The sequence below is a fragment of the Coleofasciculus sp. B1-GNL1-01 genome (genome assembly GCF_040220235.1).
Classification (GTDB): Bacteria; Cyanobacteriota; Cyanobacteriia; order Cyanobacteriales; family Coleofasciculaceae; genus Coleofasciculus.
Window position 1 is genome coordinate 46478 of sequence record NZ_JAVJTO010000064.1, and the last position, 19675, is coordinate 66152.

Annotated in this window: 16 protein-coding genes; 10 read left to right on the forward strand and 6 right to left on the reverse strand. The window is 45.4% G+C overall.

Features of this window, described 5'->3' with window-relative positions; all coding sequences use genetic code 11:
* Positions 1–232: 232 nt before the first annotated feature.
* Positions 233–3091, reverse strand: a complete 2859-nt coding sequence (locus RID53_RS16295) for a transcriptional regulator (protein WP_446389094.1) — start codon at positions 3089–3091, stop codon at positions 233–235.
* A gap of 326 nt (positions 3092–3417) precedes the next feature.
* On the opposite strand from RID53_RS16295, the gene RID53_RS16300 reads away from it, so the two are divergent.
* The 6 genes from RID53_RS16300 to RID53_RS16325 all read left to right on the forward strand — a co-directional run bounded on the left by RID53_RS16300 (position 3418) and on the right by RID53_RS16325 (position 6004).
* Positions 3418–3606 (forward strand): hypothetical protein, encoded by a 189-nt coding sequence (locus RID53_RS16300; protein ID WP_446389095.1) that lies wholly within the window; start codon positions 3418–3420, stop codon positions 3604–3606.
* 28 nt (positions 3607–3634) lie between these two features.
* Positions 3635–3859 carry a DUF433 domain-containing protein gene (locus RID53_RS16305; protein WP_446389096.1) on the forward strand — a complete coding sequence of 75 codons (225 nt, stop codon included), beginning with the start codon at positions 3635–3637 and terminating at the stop codon, positions 3857–3859.
* Complete coding sequence (locus RID53_RS16310; RefSeq protein ID WP_071777291.1) at positions 3856–4035, forward strand: DUF5615 family PIN-like protein; 180 nt, start codon at positions 3856–3858, stop codon at positions 4033–4035. Before RID53_RS16305 ends, RID53_RS16310 begins: the two co-directional genes overlap by 4 nt.
* 46 nt (positions 4036–4081) lie before the next feature.
* Positions 4082–5185, forward strand: a complete 1104-nt coding sequence (locus RID53_RS16315; protein ID WP_006106413.1) for a type I restriction endonuclease — start codon at positions 4082–4084, stop codon at positions 5183–5185.
* 238 nt (positions 5186–5423) lie between these two features.
* Positions 5424–5750, forward strand: a complete 327-nt coding sequence (locus RID53_RS16320; RefSeq protein ID WP_446369740.1) for a DUF6883 domain-containing protein — start codon at positions 5424–5426, stop codon at positions 5748–5750.
* A gap of 8 nt (positions 5751–5758) precedes the next feature.
* Positions 5759–6004, forward strand: a complete 246-nt coding sequence (locus RID53_RS16325) for a DUF4926 domain-containing protein (protein WP_006106412.1) — start codon at positions 5759–5761, stop codon at positions 6002–6004.
* 6 nt (positions 6005–6010) lie between these two features.
* On the opposite strand, the gene RID53_RS16330 is transcribed toward RID53_RS16325, so the two are convergent.
* Positions 6011–6166 (reverse strand): DUF433 domain-containing protein, encoded by a 156-nt coding sequence (locus RID53_RS16330; RefSeq protein ID WP_446369738.1) that lies wholly within the window; start codon positions 6164–6166, stop codon positions 6011–6013.
* Here RID53_RS16330 and RID53_RS16335 point away from each other — a divergent pair.
* Positions 6139–6339: a hypothetical protein gene (locus RID53_RS16335; protein WP_446369644.1), complete on the forward strand. Its 201-nt coding sequence runs from the start codon at positions 6139–6141 to the stop codon at positions 6337–6339. The genes RID53_RS16330 and RID53_RS16335 overlap by 28 nt on opposite strands.
* Positions 6340–6369: 30 nt before the next feature.
* Here the strand turns inward: RID53_RS16335 and RID53_RS16340 are convergent, their stop codons facing one another.
* Positions 6370–10107, reverse strand: a complete 3738-nt coding sequence (locus RID53_RS16340; protein ID WP_446389097.1) for an NB-ARC domain-containing protein — start codon at positions 10105–10107, stop codon at positions 6370–6372.
* Between the two features lie 241 nt (positions 10108–10348).
* Positions 10349–10822, reverse strand: coding sequence for a hypothetical protein (locus tag RID53_RS16345; protein WP_446369640.1), 474 nt, complete (start codon positions 10820–10822; stop codon positions 10349–10351).
* A gap of 884 nt (positions 10823–11706) precedes the next feature.
* On the opposite strand from RID53_RS16345, the gene RID53_RS16350 reads away from it, so the two are divergent.
* The 3 genes from RID53_RS16350 (at position 11707) to RID53_RS16360 (ending at position 17620) form a co-directional block, all read left to right on the forward strand.
* Complete coding sequence (locus tag RID53_RS16350; RefSeq protein WP_446389098.1) at positions 11707–12873, forward strand: SpoIID/LytB domain-containing protein; 1167 nt, start codon at positions 11707–11709, stop codon at positions 12871–12873.
* Positions 12874–12973: 100 nt separating this feature from the next.
* A complete protein-coding gene (locus RID53_RS16355; protein ID WP_446389103.1) occupies positions 12974–13585 on the forward strand; it encodes a Uma2 family endonuclease in 612 nt (203 codons plus the stop codon).
* Between the two features lie 162 nt (positions 13586–13747).
* Positions 13748–17620, forward strand: coding sequence for an NACHT domain-containing protein (locus tag RID53_RS16360; RefSeq protein WP_446389099.1), 3873 nt, complete (start codon positions 13748–13750; stop codon positions 17618–17620).
* A gap of 166 nt (positions 17621–17786) precedes the next feature.
* On the opposite strand, the gene RID53_RS16365 is transcribed toward RID53_RS16360, so the two are convergent.
* Together RID53_RS16365 and RID53_RS16370 are read right to left on the reverse strand one after the other, a co-directional pair.
* Positions 17787–18692 (reverse strand): Uma2 family endonuclease, encoded by a 906-nt coding sequence (locus tag RID53_RS16365; protein WP_446389100.1) that lies wholly within the window; start codon positions 18690–18692, stop codon positions 17787–17789.
* Between the two features lie 154 nt (positions 18693–18846).
* The coding region (locus RID53_RS16370) for a Uma2 family endonuclease (RefSeq protein ID WP_446389101.1) at positions 18847–19675 on the reverse strand (829 nt) is incomplete at its 5' end.

Here is a 19675-nt window from a genome sequence, read left to right on the forward strand (position 1 = left end):
TGACAGATGAAGACCACCTGATCAGATATAGCAACCGCCATAGCGGTTAGGACACATCATTTATAGCCCTACGCATTGAGGTTAGGACAATAAAATTAGGTGAAAAGGCAATAGGGAATAGGCAATAGGCAACAGAGTAATGTCCTAACGTATGCCCGTAATGCTATATGTAGAGACGCGCCATGGCGCGTCTCTACAATGGTGCTGCGAGATTGATAAACCTGAATCAATACTACCTAAACTTAGGTGGAAATTCAGCGGGAGGCGGAGAATCGGCACCTGGAGGAAGCGGAGGTGAACCCCCTGGTGGTAGGGGTAGCGGTTTGGGTTCTGTTCCAGATGGTGTCGTTCCCGGTGAGGGTGAGGGTGAGGGTGAGGGGGATGTTCCCGCTTCTGCGGTAGAATCCCCTTCCGGTGGAGGTGGAGGCTCAAACGTGGGTAATCCGTTAGCTGTGTCTCCTGGCGGAGATAAGGGAGTCATTTCCACAGGTTCTGGAGGCGGTGGTTGGATGGTTTCAATGGTGACTGAACGGCTTTTTTGTTCTCCGGCTTCATTGGTAACTTGTAATGTAATTGTTTCCGTGCTTGGTTCTGGACTCAGGGGATAAGGTACTGTTCCTTCCCGTGGTACAGTACCGGGTGCAGGCAGAAGTTCAACTTTCAACTCTCTACCTCCCTCAACTTTCCAGGATAACGGTACAGGTATCGATTCATCTTCAGAAATTTGCACCACAAATTTAGGGCGAGTTAGGGTTTCTATCCCGTTAACGGTAAACTCAACAATATCAAAGGGAACAGGTTGGGCTTCAATTTTAATCGGATCAGTTTTTTGAGCGGGTAATTCTTCCGGTTCTCCTTGTTGGGGAACCACAATTAATTCAAAAATATAGGTTCCAGGTTGACGAACACCTGTGGCAAGATTCATACAAACTAATGCCTCATCCTGTATTTCACAGGAGTCTTGGAGGGGTTGAGGAATCCCTTGGCTAAAATCAATGGATTGCATGGGAAAGGTGACAATTCCTTCAGGATTGCGACCCACCAGTTTTAAGAGTCTGATTTGTTCGGGGTGACTAATTTTCCAATTTAGTAAAATACCCAGGTTTTCCGGTTGCGGTTGCTCTTCAGGTGAGTTATTCTCATTGGCTGTTGGACTGGCTTCTTGGTCTGCTGCTTCCGGGTTAGTCTGAATGACTTCTTGGTAAACGGGTTGAGTTGAGGCAAATTCTTCAATCTCAGGAATTGGAAACGGTGTAATTTTGACTGTATTCGTTTGTAGTTCTTCTAATTCTCCCCTCTTTTTGCCTTCAGGAATCACCGTCAGTTCAAATACATAATCTCCGGGTTCACGAGCATCAGTTGGCACATTCTGGCAATTGAGAACCTCATCGGTTGTGCAGAAACGCTCTAACTCATTGGGAATTCCCCGGCTAAAATTGTAGGCAATTGGACCACTGGTGACCACCCCATCTGGGGATACGCCTTGTATTTTTATAGTTTGGATACGTTTGGGGTTGGTAATTTCCCAATTCAGGCGAACACTCTCCTCATCAGCCGCTGAGTAATTCTTGCCTGCTGGCGCAAATTCGATAATTTCTGGACGGGGTTTGGGTCTAAAAAAGAGAAACCACAACAGGAATATTAATGCCCCAATCAGTCCGACTATGCCTAAAATAACTAATAAAAATTGCCACCACGGACGCCCTTCCCAAATTAAGGTGCCTTGGAAGCGATTGTTAATTAGGGGAAACTGTTGCAGGTCTTCAATTTCAATAACAAAGTTTAAAACTCGCCCGTAGAAGGGTCTACGCCACCATTTCTGGCTGGGTTGCACCTCTAAATTCGCGATCGCATACCCACCGGGGGCGAGTCGAATTTGGGTGGGTATCAGGGTATAGGTACATAGATCATCGCCATCGGCACTTTTGGCGATGAGGGCGATGTCGCGGGTAATATTGCCGCCGTTATACAGTTGTAACTCGAATACACCCGATTGATGGCTGACTTTACCCACTAGGGTGACTAACTCGACAGTTAACAGGTAAATCGGCATTACCTGGAGGTAAATCGCATCCAGTAGCACCAAGTCAGGATTATTCAGGGAATAAAGACGCACCGTGGGGGAATAGATTGTCGCCCAGGTATCTACAGGTGGGGTGATAATGAGCTGGATTAGACCCTTTTCACCCGGATTCAACTCTAAGCCATCCATCACCCGCACCACTCCGGTGTCGGTATAGCCTTCGGGATAAATCACCCTATACCAATTGGCGGCTAAATCCGGACAGGTTAAGCGAAATCGATCTACGCGATCCGATCGGTTGTGAACTAGAACCTGAACCTCTAAAGGTTCTCCCGGTTGCACCACAGCCGGGACGGCGGAACTTGTGATCGGGAGTAGAGAGAAGGTGGGATCATTAACCCGGATGGCTTCTTGGACAAAAGGCAAGACTTGCAGCCGTGCTTGATGCTGGATTGGCGTGTCTTCCGGGTAATGCTGCTGGGCATCAACCATCAGCAGATAATTATAGGTACCCGGTGTCGCATCCAGTGGTATCGGAATCTGGAACACCACCTCACTACTTTGTCCTTGCCCTAACGCCAGACGTTCATAGGGAGAAATACACCACTGGTGCAGGAATTGGGAGGTTTCATCGATATAAATCTCAATTAAGGCACTTTGATTGCCCTCATTGGTAATCGTGACGCACAACTCAAACGTCGAACCGGGTGTAATTGGCGCATCCCCAGAGGGATTCACAATCATGGACAGAGGTTTTCCGGGAGTCAGCGCTTGCTGAATCATCTTGGAAAACTGGCTACCTTGTCGTCTCATTTCGCTGCGGTAGTAACGGGGAATGCCTTCCACTTCCATTTCTCGGATGAAACCCTCTTGAACTAACTCATCGAGTTCTATAGCGATCGCCTGTTCGTCTTCATTCAGGTGATCGGCAATTTCGGGTAGGGTATGCCCTTCCTCGCGACGGATAAACAGAGCAATTTGCCGTTGACGTTCCGGAAGTGCCAAGATATCAGCAATATTTATTGTTTTACCACCATTTGCCGAAGGATTGGATGGATTGCTATTCATAGTTTCCCTTTCCCCTCTGGGTTTGACCTCACCTCCTGCTGACTTCCAAAGGCTAAACCGATTATTTATACGTTCAGCATGGGTGGAGCGACAACTGTATTAATGTTTACAGCGTTCACTCTGACAATTAAACCGCAAGCGAGACGGAATGTCAGCTATTGTCATCTATCCTAGGTAATTAGCCCTCAACTAAAGTTGGGGCTAAAAGCTTAAACCCGTTAAAACGGGTTCAAAGAGCTACTCAGCAAGCTCGATTCTTACTTGAACTTTAGGCGATATTCCGTTTGAGCGTGCCATTCATTCTAGGTTAGTAGTAGACACCAAGCGTGTCAGAAGCTCCCGACAGCGCTGACTACAAACTACGCGATCGCAGGTTGTCCTTAACCGATGAACAGGAAATCGCTATCCGATTACCTAGACCTGAACGGCTGTCGGGTTGGGGGTTTTACGGATATGGGGAGGGAGTGCGATACGTGCTTCGCACAGGCTTCGCGATCGCGACCTTGGCAAGCTAAAGTTAGTTGTGGATACTCAAGATAACTGATGAATTACCAAGACATCATCACCTTAGAACCCGGAAAGCGTGGCGGTAAGCCCTGCATTAGAGAGATGCGAATCACGGTCTATGATATTTTAGAATACCTCGCATCCGACATGAGCCAAGAGGAAATTCTAGAAGACTTTCCCTATCTGACTAAAACAGACATCCTCGCTTGTCTTTGGTTTGCCGCTCAACGCGAACGTCTTACCGTTACCGTTCAACCGTGAAACTCCTCCTGTTTGATCAAAACCTTTCCCCTCGCCTAGTGACTCGACTAACCGATTTGTATCCCAACTCAGTGCATGTTGATACATTAGGCTTAGGAACATCTTCAGACCGGGATGTTTGGGAATATGCTCGGCTCAACGCCTTCATTATTGTTACCAAAGATTGCCGATTTTAGTGAGTTAAGCCATACTGGGTAAAGAACCTCACCACACTACGGCGGTATGGACTTTATCGACCAAATTAAATCTATCTCTCAGCAAATCTTAAAGCTAAGAGAGCAAATTCAGACAGAAGAAGCTACCAAAAGCGCTTTCGTTATGCCTTTCATTAATGCTTTAGGGTATAACGTTTTTAACCCAATGGAGGTTTGCCCTGAATTCACGGCTGACGTACCTGGACTAAAAGGGGAAAAGGTAGATTATGCAATCATCATGGATGAAAAGCCCATCATCTTGATTGAATGTAAATGGTGTGGAGGGAGTCTAGAGAACCCTAAGCATAACTCACAGTTGCACAGATACTTTCATACAACAGAGGCAAAGTTTAGCGTTTTGACCAATGGGATTATCTATCGGTTTTACACCGATACAGAGAAACCCAACATCATGGATGAAAAATCATTTTTTGAGTTCAACATGTTGGACTTCCACGAATCCAATATTAATGAACTCAAGCGTTTTTCCAAATCAAGCTTTAATTCGGGTGAATTGGAAGATGTTGCCAGGAATCTTCTCTATACTAAAGAAATTAAGCGTATCATGACAGAGCAACTGGCTGACCCATCTCCTGAATTCGTTAAGTTTTTTGCCAGTCAAGTCTATTCTGGGAGGCTGGCTGCATCGGTTATGGAAAGGTTCACAGATATAACCAGACGGTCACTAAAAGAATTTATTAACGAGCGCATTACAGAAAGGCTAGCGGCTGCTATTAACACACCAGAAACCTCTACACCATCAACTGAAGGGCAAGAGGTTGAATCTGAATCCTCTTCAGACGAAGGAATAGTGACCACAGAAGAAGAGTTGGAAGCTTTTCATATCGTCAAAGCGATTCTACGTGAAGTTGTAGATATTGGACGTATTGAGTACAAAGACACCAAAAGCTATTTTGGTGTTAATCTAGATGGCAAGGCAACAAAAACTATTTGCCGACTGCGGCTTTTTCCTACAAAAAAATCTATTGCCATTATTGATTCTGAAGGGAAAGAAGCCAAGAAAGTCCTCTCAAGCTTGAATGAAATTTATGGGGTTGCAGGAATATTAAAAGACAGAGCTAGATATCTAGCCCAAGATGAGACAACACAACCTGAAGTTGTTGAACAGTAACTCATGATCTGCTTTGGATAAGTCTAAACAAAAAGATCTAGATATCGAATCCGATGTAATCCATCTGTACAGCGATCGCGACTTTACTCAAAAATTGAAACGCTTTCGGGTTGGGGGTTTTGCGGATATGGGGAGGGAGTGCGATCGCTCTCCTCCTGCTCCCTCAGCAAAAGAGGAGGTGGCACAACCGAAGAATGACAACTCTCTCCGAACTGGCACAACAAAGAGTCGGCAAAACATGAAAATCCCTGATGATGCCATCATTCCTGATACTAAATTAACTCGCTATCTCCTAGTCAAGAGAGAACAAGACGATAAATCAAACTTTTTGGCACAGGCGGGATTTACACGGGATAATCCCGACCAATTAAAATCCGCCATTCGTCAACTTGCCGATACAGTAGAAGCGGTAGAAGATAGAAGCAATGAATATGGGACGTTCTACCGTGTCAAAGGTCAACTCATGGGTGTCAATAACACAAACTTGGAAGTAATCACAGTCTGGCTGAACCGTAAAATTGATAACCAATTCCAGTTTATTACTTTAATTCCCAACAAGGAGTGACACTAGAAATGCTTGAACTTTACCAGCGCGTTGTCCTATCTCGCAACCTACCAGAACATCACCTGCAAAAAGGCGATGTTCTCACTCTGATTGATTATGTGCCTCACCCTAGCGGTGGCGAAGATGGCTATATTTTGGAAGTTTTCAATGCTGTGGGTGAATCGATTAATGTAATTGCTGTGCCGATGGGAGCAGTTCAAGCCTTGAAAAATAATGAAATCCTCACTGTTCGTTCTTTAGCTGAGGCGAGTTAGTAAAACTTAAACCTGCTCTCGCGCTAACCATGCAGCAGACAGCAATGACTGTTGAATATCTTCGGGTTCCAAATAGGGATAATCTTCGATTATTTCCCCCACTGTTTTACCATTTGCCACTAAATTTAAAACTAATGAAACCGGAACTCGCATTCCCCGAATACAGGCTTACCCGCTACTTTAACCGAAACCTGAAACGTTGTCGGGTTGGGGGTTTTGCGGGTTTGGGAGGGAGTGCGATCGCTCTTTTCATGAGCAGTCGCCTAAAAGTTCTAGGGGAAACAGGCGAGACGCGATCGCAAATCTCACCTCAACCCAGCCAATCACATCCCTAATCTGAGTTCTAGCTTGGTAAGAAAATGGCTTTACTTCCACTGTCGCCCAACCTCCTGAATCGCACGAGCTGTTGCGGCTAATGCTTCTTTCCCACCGAGAGCGATGATCACAGGACTTAATGCTGAGATATCTTCTAGTAGGTTTCTACGAATACGGTAAGCTAAAACGTCAAGGCTCTCTTTCCATAAGGAAAAGTCAAAATAGGAGGGTTTAAGGTTTGGTAGTAATCTACTGAGAGCCTCGGCACGGTAATATGCATCTGGTATAGTCCGTGCAGCTTCTAGCGCTTCAGGTAGAATTTCAGGGAAATGGGGTACAATTTCTGAGAGAACCTGGGCGCGGTGTCTCTCATCTGGTATAGCCCATGCAGCTTCTAGCGCTTCAGGTAGAATTTCAGGGAAATGGGGGGCAATTTCCGAGAGAGCTGATGCCCGGTGATACTCATCTATAACCCGTGCAGCTTCTAGCGCTTCGGGTAAAATTTTTGGCAAACGAGAGGCAATCTTAATCAGAGCTGATATGCGGAAATATTCATCTGGTATAACCCGTGCTGCTTCTAGCGCTTTGGGCAGTAGATTTTCAGGTAAATGAGGGGCAATCCTACAAAGATCTAATCCGGGGAAAAACCCACCTGATATAGCCAGTGCTGCTTCTAAGGCTTTGGCAAGTAGACTTTCAGGTAAATGAGGGGCAATCCTAGAAAGAGCTAATGCACGGTTAGGCTGATCTGGTATAGCCAGTGTTGCTTCTAGCGCTTCGGGAAATAGACTTTCAGGTAAATGGAGGGCAATCCCAGAAAGAGCTAATGCGCGGTTAGGCTCATCTTGTATTGCGCGTGACGCTTCTAGCGCTTCGGCAAGTAGATTTTTTGGTAAATGAGGGGTAATCCTAGAAAGAGCTAATGCACGGTTAGGCTGATCTGGTATAGCCAGTGCTGCTTCTAGCGCTTCGGGAAATAGACTTTCAGGTAAATGGAGGGCAATCCTAGAAAGAGCTAATGCGCGGTTAAGCTCATCTTGTATTGCGCGTGACGCTTTTAGAGCTTTGGCAAGTAGATTTTTTGGTAAATGAGGGGCAATCTGACTCAGAGCTGATACTCGGTTATGCTCATATGGTATAGCTAGTGCTGCTTCTAGAGCTTTGGGTAGACTTTCAGGTAAATGGGGGGCAATCCTAGAAAGAGCCGATACGCGGTGTCCCTCACCTTGTATTGCCAATGCCGCTTTTAGAGCTTTGGCAAGTAGACTTTTTGGTAAATGGGGGGCAATCTGACTCAGAGCTGATACGCGGAAATACTCATCTTGTATTGCTATTGATGCTTCTAGGGCTTTGGCAAGTAGATTTTCTGGTAAACGAGGGGGTATCTGACTCAGAGCTAATGGCCGATTCCTCTCATCTTGTATAGCCAGTGCTGCTTCTAGGGCTTTGGAAAATAGACTTTCAGGTAAATGGGGGGCAATCTGACTCAGAGCTAATGCGCGGTTCTGCTCATCTTGTATTGCTAGTGCTGCTTCTAGGGCTTTGGGTAGACTTTCAGGTAAATGAGGGGCAATCTGACTCAGAGCTAATGCTCGGTTCTGCTCATCTTGTATAGCCAGTGCTGCTTCTAGAGATTCGGGTAAAATTTTGGGAAAATAAGGGGCAATCCGACTCAGAATGCCAAACCGGTTTCTCTCATCTTGCATCGCGTGTGAGGCTTCTAGGACTTTGGCAAGTAGATTTTTGGGTAAATGAGGGATCATCTGACTCAGAGCAAATGCCCGGTTCTGCTCATTGTTTATTGCTAGTGATACTTCTAGAGCTTTATCAAGTAGATTTTCAGGTAAATAGGGGGTAATCCTACTTAGAACAAATGCCTGGTTCTGCTCATTTTGTATTGCCAGTAATGCTGCTAGCACTTTGAGACGTAGATTTTCTGGTAAATGGAGAAAAATATCACTCAGAGCTAATACGCGGAAATTCTCATCTGCTATAGCCAGCGCTGCTTCTAGCGCTTGAGGTAGTAAAGTCTCAGGTAAATGGGGTGCAATTTTCCCCAGAGCTTCTGCTCGACTACTTGGCTCTTGTTTCTGTTGAGCATAAGCTAAACCCTGTTCTGGCGTCCATATCTGCTTCTCCACCAGCGCCGCCATTAATTCAGCCGGAATATTCTCTGCCAAAGAATTAAGAGATGCAACAATCAAGGCATAGCGGCACTGGAGTCCAATGGATTCTGATGGTTTCTCCTCATACATCTGTTCTGCTAATCGCCAAGCTCGTGCCACATCGGTGACAAAGTTTCCCAGTTTCCCCAGTCTGTCGCACGCCTCATACCACGCATTACGTCCTTGAGGTGTTGAAGCTTGTAAAAGTTGATGTAATTCTTGGGATTGACCTGCTTGCTCTAAATGCCAACTCAAATAGTTATGAATATAACCATCATTCGATAATGTGTACCATTGTCCATTTTCAGTCTTAGCACGGTAACGCTCCAGAAACGCTGCATGAGCCTCTTTTAACCTTAATCCCAGTCCTGGTAATTCCTCCGATTGAGTCGGGTTAACACTATCGGTTAACAACTCCTTAGCTCGGTCATGCATTAAATCATGGATGCGATAAGTCGGCTTCTCTCCCGGCTGCACCGCTCCAGATAACAGCAGTGCTTTAGAACGCAGCGTTCGCAGAATCGCCCCAGCTTGTCGCGGTTTCACTTGCCAGAGAATGGCGGCTGTTTGTTGTCCAATGGCAGCATCTTCAGGTAAAACACCTAACCAAGCAAACTGCTGTAACTGTTCCGGAGATAACTGCCGTAAACTCAAGTTAAATGATGCGTTTAAGCTCAGACGCTTACGAGTTTCTTCACAACTGGCACTCCCAGCAGCACTATCATCTAATGTCTCTAGTCGTGCAACTTCAGCCTGGAAGTCCTCTAATAATTCCCACCACTCCACACCCTCAGCGATTTGAGCCGCCGCTAGTTCTATAGCTAATGGCAGATACCCTAACGCCTGTGCCAAGTCTAGAGCTTGTTTCTGCTCCTCCGAGGACATCAGCATTAGAGGTCTACATTTATTCAACAACTCCAGCGCCTCGGCTGGACTCATCATGTCCAAGTCATAGCGAATGGCTCCCCGCACGGGAGCTTCACGGGTGGTGACTAAAACCCGACAGTTTGACCCTCCCACCTGGAACGGTTCGATATCTTCCGATTTCCAAGCATCATCGACAACCAATAAACTACGTTTGTCATAAAGTAGGGTTCTCAGATGCGTCGAAGCGGCTTGGGGAGTGGTGGGTTTATAGTCAAAGTCTCCTAATGCGTGAATCCAAGTCGCCAGAAATGAGAGGATATCCGGTTGTTGACCCAGTGTTACCCAGAGTATCCCATCGGAAAAGCGTTGATGAATATCGGCGTCATGAGCCAGTGCTGTGGCTAACACGGATTTGCCAATACCACCCAGTCCATAGATAGCACTCACCACTAACGTTCCCGGTGTGGTTTCTCCCGTTTCTAGGAGTAATTTTTTCAGTTCCCGACGCGGTTGGGAGCGCTCGACAAAGTTGGGGGGTAATGGGGGAGCCTGAAAGGGTTTGCCTACCCATTTAGGTTTAGTGCCAAAATTAACAGTCCCATAATTCTGGAAGCTGTTTTGATTTCCATGAACCTCACCAACCGCCGTACCAATTGTGTTTTGATCACCGGAACTACCGATATGACCTTGATTATCAACACTGCCAACATCGTCACCAAAGGTGTATTGTTTTATCTGGCTTTCATGCTCACTCATTACGCCCAGAAACCCTACTCACTTTTCACAAGACATCTCGAAACCCTGTCCGATAAGCGTTGCTAAAGGTCAAAACTATTGCATTGGGTCAGGGCGGGTTTAGTCACATCTGGGTTAACCCAGAAAGGATAGTTGTCAAACCCGCCCCTACACTCTATCACTCAAAACAATATGCCGTGAAACGTCAGAGAAACTGTAGGGGCGCACTGACCTGCGCCCAATTCACTGACCTGCGCCTGATTCAATCGTCAACGCTATATCCTTTTTTAGCCGTTTCAGCAGAGGAATCCGCTTCAGCTTCAACCCACCCCCTAACCATTTCAATAGGAATACCAATAGGAGCAAACAACACTTTTAGCGCTTCAATACCACCTTCTTTCAGGGCATTACGGAGTCGGGTTCTGAATGTCGGATTGTGCTTAATTTCTTGTTGCAGCGTTACCACTAAAGCACTTTGTCTTTCAGTTTCAGTAGCATTCGGATAGGTTTGCTTAAGCTGTTCCAGTAGCTGCTGAATTTCGGCGGCGGCTTGGGCTAGTGTTTGCTTTTGCTCTGGTGCATAGTTGTTAAAGTGCTGAAGATTTTTATAATCGCCTTTAACCTCACCCGCCCCACTGTTAATCGTGTTGGACTTACCAGAGCTGATGATATGACCATGACTTTCAACACTACCAACATCGCCATGAAAGTTGTATTGTTTCTTAGAGTCTACCATTCGTGTTGAAACCTCACCGAGTTGTTATTGAGCTTGATTTAAGCCAAAGAATCATCGATTAACTGCTTTATCTTTATCCTCTAGTCTAGCTTTAAGCTGTAGGTGAAGTGTCAAGTATTCCCTCAAAACCAGGTATGGAGTGAGGACAACAACTCTCCACTACGGCATTTCACCTGGCTGCGGGTTCTTCTAGGGCTAAGGTTCCCTACTACAAGCTGATCGCACTTCTTTTGATAACCACGATTCACGACATACCGCTTTGCTCTTTCTGTATCCTTCGCTACTGATATTATCTTTAGTTTAGTCAAATGTCGTTTCGGCTAAATTTGTCAAGCTGTGATAATTTAAACTATTCTTTTACCCAGAACGGTTTAATTTTTTCAATCATGCCTTCATCTCAACAAAACGTCATAATTGCTCATTTTTGACTCCTTTTCCGGAATTATCTACGAATTTCCAAGGGTTACAGCAATTGTGAGATGAGTGTGCGATTTTCAGGTATATTATCTATGGTGGTTTTATTGTAAGCAAAACTAATCCCGACACAGATAAACTCCTTTTGACACAGAGAAGTAAATAATCTCCCCAACAATTCTTACATCTTTTTATCCTTTGCCAGCGAGAACTAACGCCTCTGTGTAATCAGTGCTACCAGCCTCCCACCCCCCACCTCTAGCGTTCCTACCAATCAGAGAAATCAGTGTTACCATCTTGATTCAGCCAGGGAGTGTCATATCCAAACAGGCGATCGCAGATTAAACTAAGAGGCGGTGCTTGATTGCTAATCTGTCGTTATCGTCCTCTCCCAACCCGCTCAGGAGCAAGTATTGATGATTCGCCTGCCTAACAACCACCCAATTTTCAAGGGTTCCAGACTATGGTCAATGGTTGTGGTTTCAGCATCCCTCGCATTGCCCTGGATGTTAGCTCAATCCTTTTATTCCGGTTCTCAACCGATCGCATCCTCTCCCCAGCCGTCTTCGGAGCCATCACCTGAATCGCAAGTCCCGCCGCCGCCAAATCCGTCCCCGGCTGAAGCCCAATGGCGTCATCGTCTGATTGCCCAAAGTCTCTCCTGGCAACGTCCCTCAACTCCTGTTCCCAAGGCAACTCCATCTCAATCCTCTACGGCTCAAGATACCGCCAAAACTCAAACCTCGGCGGCTCAATCACCGACAGCCAACCGAACCACTCAAACCTCGGTTCCCAAACCCCCCACCCCCCTACCGCCCAAACCTAACGCCCAGACTCAAGCCCAAAGCCCACCCCCGCAATCCCCTCCCGCCGCTTCGGAAAACTCTGCCAAATCTGAAACTCCTCCCGCCAATGCAGCCAGTTTAGAGATGCGAGTTGCGATCGCGACTGGGGTAAGTTCCCTCGACGTTGGCACATCTACCACTGGATTGGTGGTGGATGGGAATGGCAAGACATTAGGAAAACTTGAGGCGAACGAAGGCGTTAATGCTCAACCCAATGGTTCTTATCTTCGCATCGGTGAATGGAAAATCCCAGGGGGCGTTTGGCTTAAACCCACAGGTGGCGGATTTGTTTTTGTCAATGGTCGCTGGTATCGAGGGGATTTACTTTTAATATCCCAAGGGGATAGTCTACTTGCCGTTAACTATATTGAGCTTGAGACGTATCTAGCCAGTGTCGTCGGTGCAGAAATTTATCCCAATTGGCCCCCCGCCGCCCTGAAAGCCCAAGCGATCGCAGCTCGTTCCTATGCGATCGTGCATTATATTCGACCCGCTAATCAGTTATACGATTTAGGTAATACTCAGCGTTGGCAAGTGTATAAAGGAATTGAGTCGGAGTGGAATACCACAACTCAAGCGGTTCAACAAACCCAGGGCATGTTTCTCAGTTATAAAGGGGGCGTCGTGGAATCATTATACGCCGCTTCAGATGATATTGTGAGTAATGTTTTTGGCGGTCAAGGAATGAGCCAAAGGGGAGCTTATGAGTTGGCGATGCAAGGGTATGATTACAAACAAATTTTAGCTCATTATTATCCGGGTGCGGGGTTGTCGTGGCTTGAGGATCAGTGATGTCATTTGTTATTCGTCAGGGTTTGACAGGTAACGCTTTAAACGCTGGGGGGATTTTCAGGCTTAAGTGTATGATAATAATTTCGAGCAGGCGATCGCGATGACATTAGCCACCAAGCGACTAACCTTTGAAGAATACCTGACTTATTCAGATGGGACGAACACCCGTTATGAGTTGGTGAACGGCGAATTAGTAGCAATGAGCATTGGTACTGGGCAACATGGAGAAATCATTGACTTTCTCTATCGGCAAATTGATGCAGCCATTAGGCGTACCGGACAAGACTGGATTGTTAGACCCGTAGCAATTGGTGTGCGATCGCCTCGTGCTGGCAAATGGGATACGTCTCGCATTCCTGATCTAACCGTTATTCCTAGCCAGCAGTGGCGCGAGTTAAGAAACCGCGAGGCGGTGATTGAACTTCACGAACCCCCTCCCATTTTAGTTGTAGAAGTGGTTAGCGAATCGACCAAGACTACTGATTATCGTGCCAAGCGGGTCGAGTATAATGTTTTAAATATCCCCGAATATTGGGTGATTGACCCATTGGAATCAAAAGTAACAATTTTTACCCTGATTGAGGAACTGTACGAAGGAGCCGAGTTTGCGGGTACTCAGCAGATTGTTTCCAGTACATTTCCAGAGTTGAGGCTGACAGCCGAACAGATTATTCAGGCTGGGTTAATTCCTCGTGACGAAGCAAACGAATAAGAGACGATTGCATTTGGGTTATGCTAACGGTATCTTCAACCTAGTTACGCCATGTTTTCGGGAAACTAGGTTACAATTTACCCAAATAGCAGCAAAACCGAAAAAGCTCTCAGTTAACATAATAGACCACATCACAGTTTGCCAAAATAGTCCGATCAGTAAATGAACTATCCCTTTGAGAATCTTGATCCAGAAAAAATTCAGGAATTCTGCCAATCACTACTCATAAAAGAATTTCCTGATGTGCAATGTTTTCCTGTTGCACAACCAGATGGTGGTCGAGATGCATTGGCTTATTTGGGAGGGGATCGTTATCCGAATGATTTTATAATGTTTCAGGTCAAGTTTAACAGACGACCACAGGCAGAAAAAGATCCTCACAAATGGCTTGTGAAGATTCTCGAAGGAGAAGCACCAAAACTTAAGAAGCAAATTGCCAAGGGAGCAAAACGCTTTGTCTTGATGACAAATGTTGCAGGAACAGCACACCCTGATTCGGGTTCTCTCGATAAAGTTAATAACCTCCTCAATAATGAATTTGGGGTTCCGTCATTCTGTTGGTGGCGTGACGATCTGAGCCGCCGACTAGATGATGCTTGGAATCTGAAGTGGGCATATCCTGAGCTGATGACAGGTGCAGACCTGATCAGATCTGTGATTGAATCTAGCTTGTCAGAAAACAAAGAGCGCAGAACCTCTGCAATTCGCGCTTTTGTAAAAGATCAGTTTTTGACTGACCAAGTGGTCAGGTTCAAACAAGTAGATTTGCAAAACAGACTTCTTGATTTATTTATAGACGTTCCAATTACTCCTCCTCACAGTGCTACTACGAGAGAACAACGATACCGTTACCACCATATTCATCAGTACGTCACTTACATTACACGAAGTCAGCAAGGCACGGGTATTGTTGATAGAGAGGATATAAATTCACTGCCTGATATAAATCGCAGATTTTATCTAGGCAGAGAGGAAAAAGACACCCTAGGAGCAGCAACCCTATTGCTTCATCCAATTATGCAGGAAAAAGTTCCCTGGATAGTTCTTGAAGGCGCACCGGGACAAGGAAAATCTACAATAACTCAATACCTATGCCAAGTGCATCGTATGCGAGTACTTGGTGACGATGAAGTATTACGTACTTTGCCAGAGGATCACAAAGATGAGGTGTTAGAAACTCTGCCAGAATCTCATAGATCATCTCCTGTTCGGCTACCATTCAAAGTTGATTTGAGAGATCTCGCAGCTTGGCTTGCCGGAAAAAATCCCTTCTCATTGGAAAATGGCAATGAACCTCCACCTGATTGGCGCAAATCTTTAGAGACATTCCTTGCTGCTCAGGTTCGCCACTGTTCAGGGGGTTCTGAGTTTAGCGTTGACGATTTACGCGCCGTAGCAAGACTGAGTCCGCTATTGCTTGTTTTCGATGGACTTGATGAGGTTGCTGATATTGGTCGAAGACAGGAGGTAGTTAAGGAAATAGTTAGCGGTGTTAACCGTCTGGAGGCTGTATCCCTCCAAGTGGTGGTGACAAGTCGTCCGGCTGCTTTTGCGAATTCTCCTGGTCTTCCAGAAGATAAATTTCCATACTATCAGCTAGATGCAGTGACTCCTCCCCTAATTACCGAGTACGCTGAAAAGTGGCTGAAAGCCCGAAAGCTGCAAGATCGTGAGAGTGCAGACGTCAAGAAAATTTTACGAGAGAAGCTGGATCAACCTCATTTACGAGATCTAGCAAGAAACCCTATGCAGTTAACGATTCTGCTTAGCCTCATTCATACTCGTGGTTCATCATTACCTGATAAACGGACTGCACTATACGACAGTTATGTAGAGCTTTTTTTCAATCGCGAGTCAGAAAAGAGTGCAGTAGTTCGCGAACATCGTGACTTGCTTATTGATATTCATAGATATTTGGCATGGATACTTCATGCCGAGGCAGAACAGGAAGGTGGTAGTGGCAGCATCACAGAGGATAAACTCCACAAACTTCTTTCAGAATATCTGGCTACTGAAGGTTACGAGCCATCTTTGTCCAAGAAGTTATTTACTGGCATGGTTGAGCGCGTAGTGGCGCTTGTATCTCGCGTCGAAGGTACGTATGAATTTGAAGTTCAACCACTCCGAGAATATTTTGCAGCACGATACCTTTATGAAACTGCTCCCTATTCTCCCTCTGGAGGTGAACAAAGCGGAACAAAGCCTGACCGTTTTGATGCCATAGCACGTAATTTTTACTGGCTCAACGTTACAAGATTTTATGCTGGTTGTTATAGCAAAGGCGAACTTCCTTCACTTATTGATCGTCTACAAGAACTTACTGAGGTAGAGGGTTACCGTCTAATCAGTCATCCCAGAATATTAGCAGCAACACTACTCTCTGATTGGGTATTTACACAGCATCCCAAGTCAGTACAAGCCGTTGTGGAACTTATTCTAGATGGTATGGGACTGCGATATATTCTCCCCTCAAACAGCCGCCGCATCGGTCAAGGAAATCCAGTCATACTCCCGAAAAACTGTGGTAAAGATGAACTGATCAAACACTGCTTTGCCATTTTAGGAGATACTCCCACTAAAGATTATGCTTTAGACATAATTGATTTGGTAAAAGCCAATGCTTCTTCAGAGGAAATAGCTAAGTTATGGTTTGGAGGTGTGGTTACACAGAAGGGGAGTAAGCGCACTCAATGGCTTGAATATGGTCTGTATTTGGGTGTGTTAGCAAAACTTACATTGGCTGATCTACGTACTGCTCTTGCTGACGATCCGAATGATCCGGAGCGTCTTAATCTTCTATTCAGGGCAAGGCGAATTGACTACTGTGAGGCGAAAGAAGATCGATTTAATGCTGCGATACAGGCTATTTTAAACAGAGACTTTATGGTTGAACGTCGTCGGCGTGTACAGTTCTGTCTTGATTTATTGAGTCACGCATTAGACACAGCTCGCTATGCAGTAGCCTTCAGTCTCCCGCGACCAGTACCGCTATTTGAATGTTGGGAGAGGAATTTCTGGTTGAATGGTGGAAGTCTTTCTATTCGCGATCTAGATAGAACAAATATTAAAAATCCCCCAGTCTTCCCGGAAGTAACTAAATGTTATGACATTGCAGACACTGCACAGATGGAATCACAGCGTCCAGTTATAGAATGGGCAACTGAACTCACACCATGGGACAATCTTATAGAAAAGGTTCGTTCGCTTTGGGGAGATCAATGGGTGTGCTTCCATCTAGCAAATGTTAGCAGTGGAATAAAGTCTAAAAGTGAAACCTGTACAGACTTCCCTGAACTTTTTGATCACTCAAAGCCTCTATGCCGACGCACGCGCTATGCAAGGTTGAGAGCTGGCACAGTACGTTGGTGGCAAACACAATTTGACCAACTGCGTAATGAAACAGATGTAATGTTCATCCTGTTAATTCTTCTAAGTTGGGGCAGTAGCAAGACGCTCACTAAGTTGTCTAGTCGGATTGATGATTTTCTCAAAGAAATATCTGATGAAAACTGGAATCGTTTATACATTTCTATAGAAGAAGCTGTCAAATTAACCCAGGATTCGAGTGATCGTTTACGTTTAGTGGTCTTTGACATGAATTCCCTACCCAGCTCTTTAAGTCCAAGGACTGTTACTTTACTAAGTGTTCGTGCGAAAGAGCAAAATCAAGAGAAGCTGTACTCCAAGTACCTGAGCCAATATGATGGTTGTGACTTATTAACACTCCAATTTTGCCAAAGGATAGCATTAGACTTGCTTAACTCCAGTAAAACAAATTGGGATTCTGTTCGCGAAGTTATCCAGAAAAGCTATAAAAAGGGTGCAATTTCTGAAAGATACGCTTTTCATCAATTTGTTCGTCAATCTGCACAAAATCCTCTTCCTGAAAAAATTGCTCAAGAAATTGCTCAAGAACCAGACCAATATCCTGGATTTCTAGTAGCTGCTGCTGAAGCTAAATGCAAGGAAATTGTTGCCTCAAATATCACCCCAGTGGGAGAGATTGCCAATCGAGATAAATGGTTTGCAACATAGCTAAGCTTAGCCAAATAATCGGGTGATATCAAGTTCGTTTAATCATTCATAGTTGCAAGACATGACTAGAAGGGTTTGAGGTTATTTTATTGTGACTATTCAACGGGACTTGATCTGAGGGATGAATACGCAAAGTATAATTGTTAACTTACCTGTAAGTTTTCTATCAGCCCTGATCCTGGAAAAATGTATCGGGATCAATTCCTGATTCTCGCAGCCGCTCAATCAAAGCATCTAACTGAGCTTGTGCGGCTTTGGCTCGTTGTCTTTCCTGTTGAGCTTGCTGTAAAGCTTGGGCTTTTTGGATTCTTTCCTGTTCAGCTCGTTGTCTCTCTTGTTCGGCTTCCGTCAGAATCCAGTTTCCTTGAGTATCATACCACCGTAACCAGAGGCGATTAATCCCTTGAAACTCTCCCTGCCATAATCCTAAACCTAAGTCTAATTCACTCATCCATACTCGCCTATCTTGTAACTCTAACTCTTGATAATGCGCTCCATTCAATTTAAACGCCCGTATCTGATTGGTGTAACGGCTGAATACGACATAGTAAGGAATATGTAAAATCTGTTCGTAAACCTGCCATTTTCGCGGTGGTTTATCTTCAGTGGGAAGCTGGATTTCTTGCCCATTTCCTCCACCTTGTTCCGTCTCAGATTCTCGTCCTTGCGCTTCCCATTCTCCTAAGTCTTCTCTTTCGGTTCCAGGTGAGAGCAATTCCACAACAACAAACGGATTGACGCCCTCCTGCCAAACCACGTAAGACAGGCGCATATCCACATCATCATACAGTCGCGGTACACCGACAACCCCAAACCAATCTGGACGCTTGCACCACAGAGGATGACGCACATCATAGTAAAGGTTCAAGTCACTGGCATAAAAGATCTGTGAAAGGGGATAGTGGGGAGGGCAAAATGTCAAGCTTAACAATTGCGCTTGCCAATCATGGAATTCGTCAGGCAAACCTGGTTCCTCTGGATCTTCACTGGGAAGATCATACATCGTCGGTAGCGTTTCCCTCGGTGAACAAGGTGGATCAGTTTGAGGAACAGGATAGTTGAACGAAACCATGGACGGAAATTGTTAGGAAAACTGGCTCTATCTTAACAATCTCTACTTATGAATAAGGGCGGGTTTTGTTGTTCAGTTATTGGTAACAAGCTAGTGCTGGTTCCTAAACCCGCCCCTACAGTGGCGATCGCTAACTGTAGTGACTCGACTGATTTTAGCCCTGATCCGGGAAAAAGGTATCGGGGTCAATACCTGATTCTCGCAGTCGCTCCATCAAAACATCTAACTGAGCTTGTGCAACTTCAGCTCGTTGTCTTTCTTGTTCGGCTCGTTGTCTTTCTTGTTCAGCTCGTTGTCTCTCTTGTTCGGCTTCCGTCAGAATCCAGTTTCCTTGAGCATCATACCAACGTAACCAGAGGCGATTAATCCCTTGAAACTCTCCCTGCCATAATCCCAAACCTAAGTCTAACTCACTCATCCATACTCGCCCATCTTGTACCTCTAACTCTTGATAATGGGCTTCATTCAGTTTAAACACCCGTAGCTGATTGGTGTAACGACTAAATACGACATAGTAAGGAATCTGTAAAATCTGCTCGTAAACCTGCCATTTTCGCGGCGGTTTATCTTCAGTGGAAAGCTGACTCTCTTGCCCATTTCCTTCACCTTGTTCCGGCTGAGAGTCGGGCGATGGGATAACCTGTTCTCCTAAGTCTTCCCTCTCGGTTCCAGGTGAGAGCAATTCCACCACAACAAACGGATTGACACCTTCCTGCCAAACCACATAAGACAGGCGCATATCCGCATTATTATACAGTCGCGGTACGCCGACAACCCCAAACCAATCCGGACGTTTATGCCACAGAGGATGACGCACATCATAGTAAAGGTTCAAGTCGCTGGCATAAAAGATCTGTGAAAGGGGATAGTGGGGAGGGCAAAATGTCAAGCTCAATAAATGCGCTTGCCAATCATGGAATTCGTCAGGCAAACCGGGTTCCTCCGGATATTCACTCGGAAGATCATACATCGTCGGTAGCGTT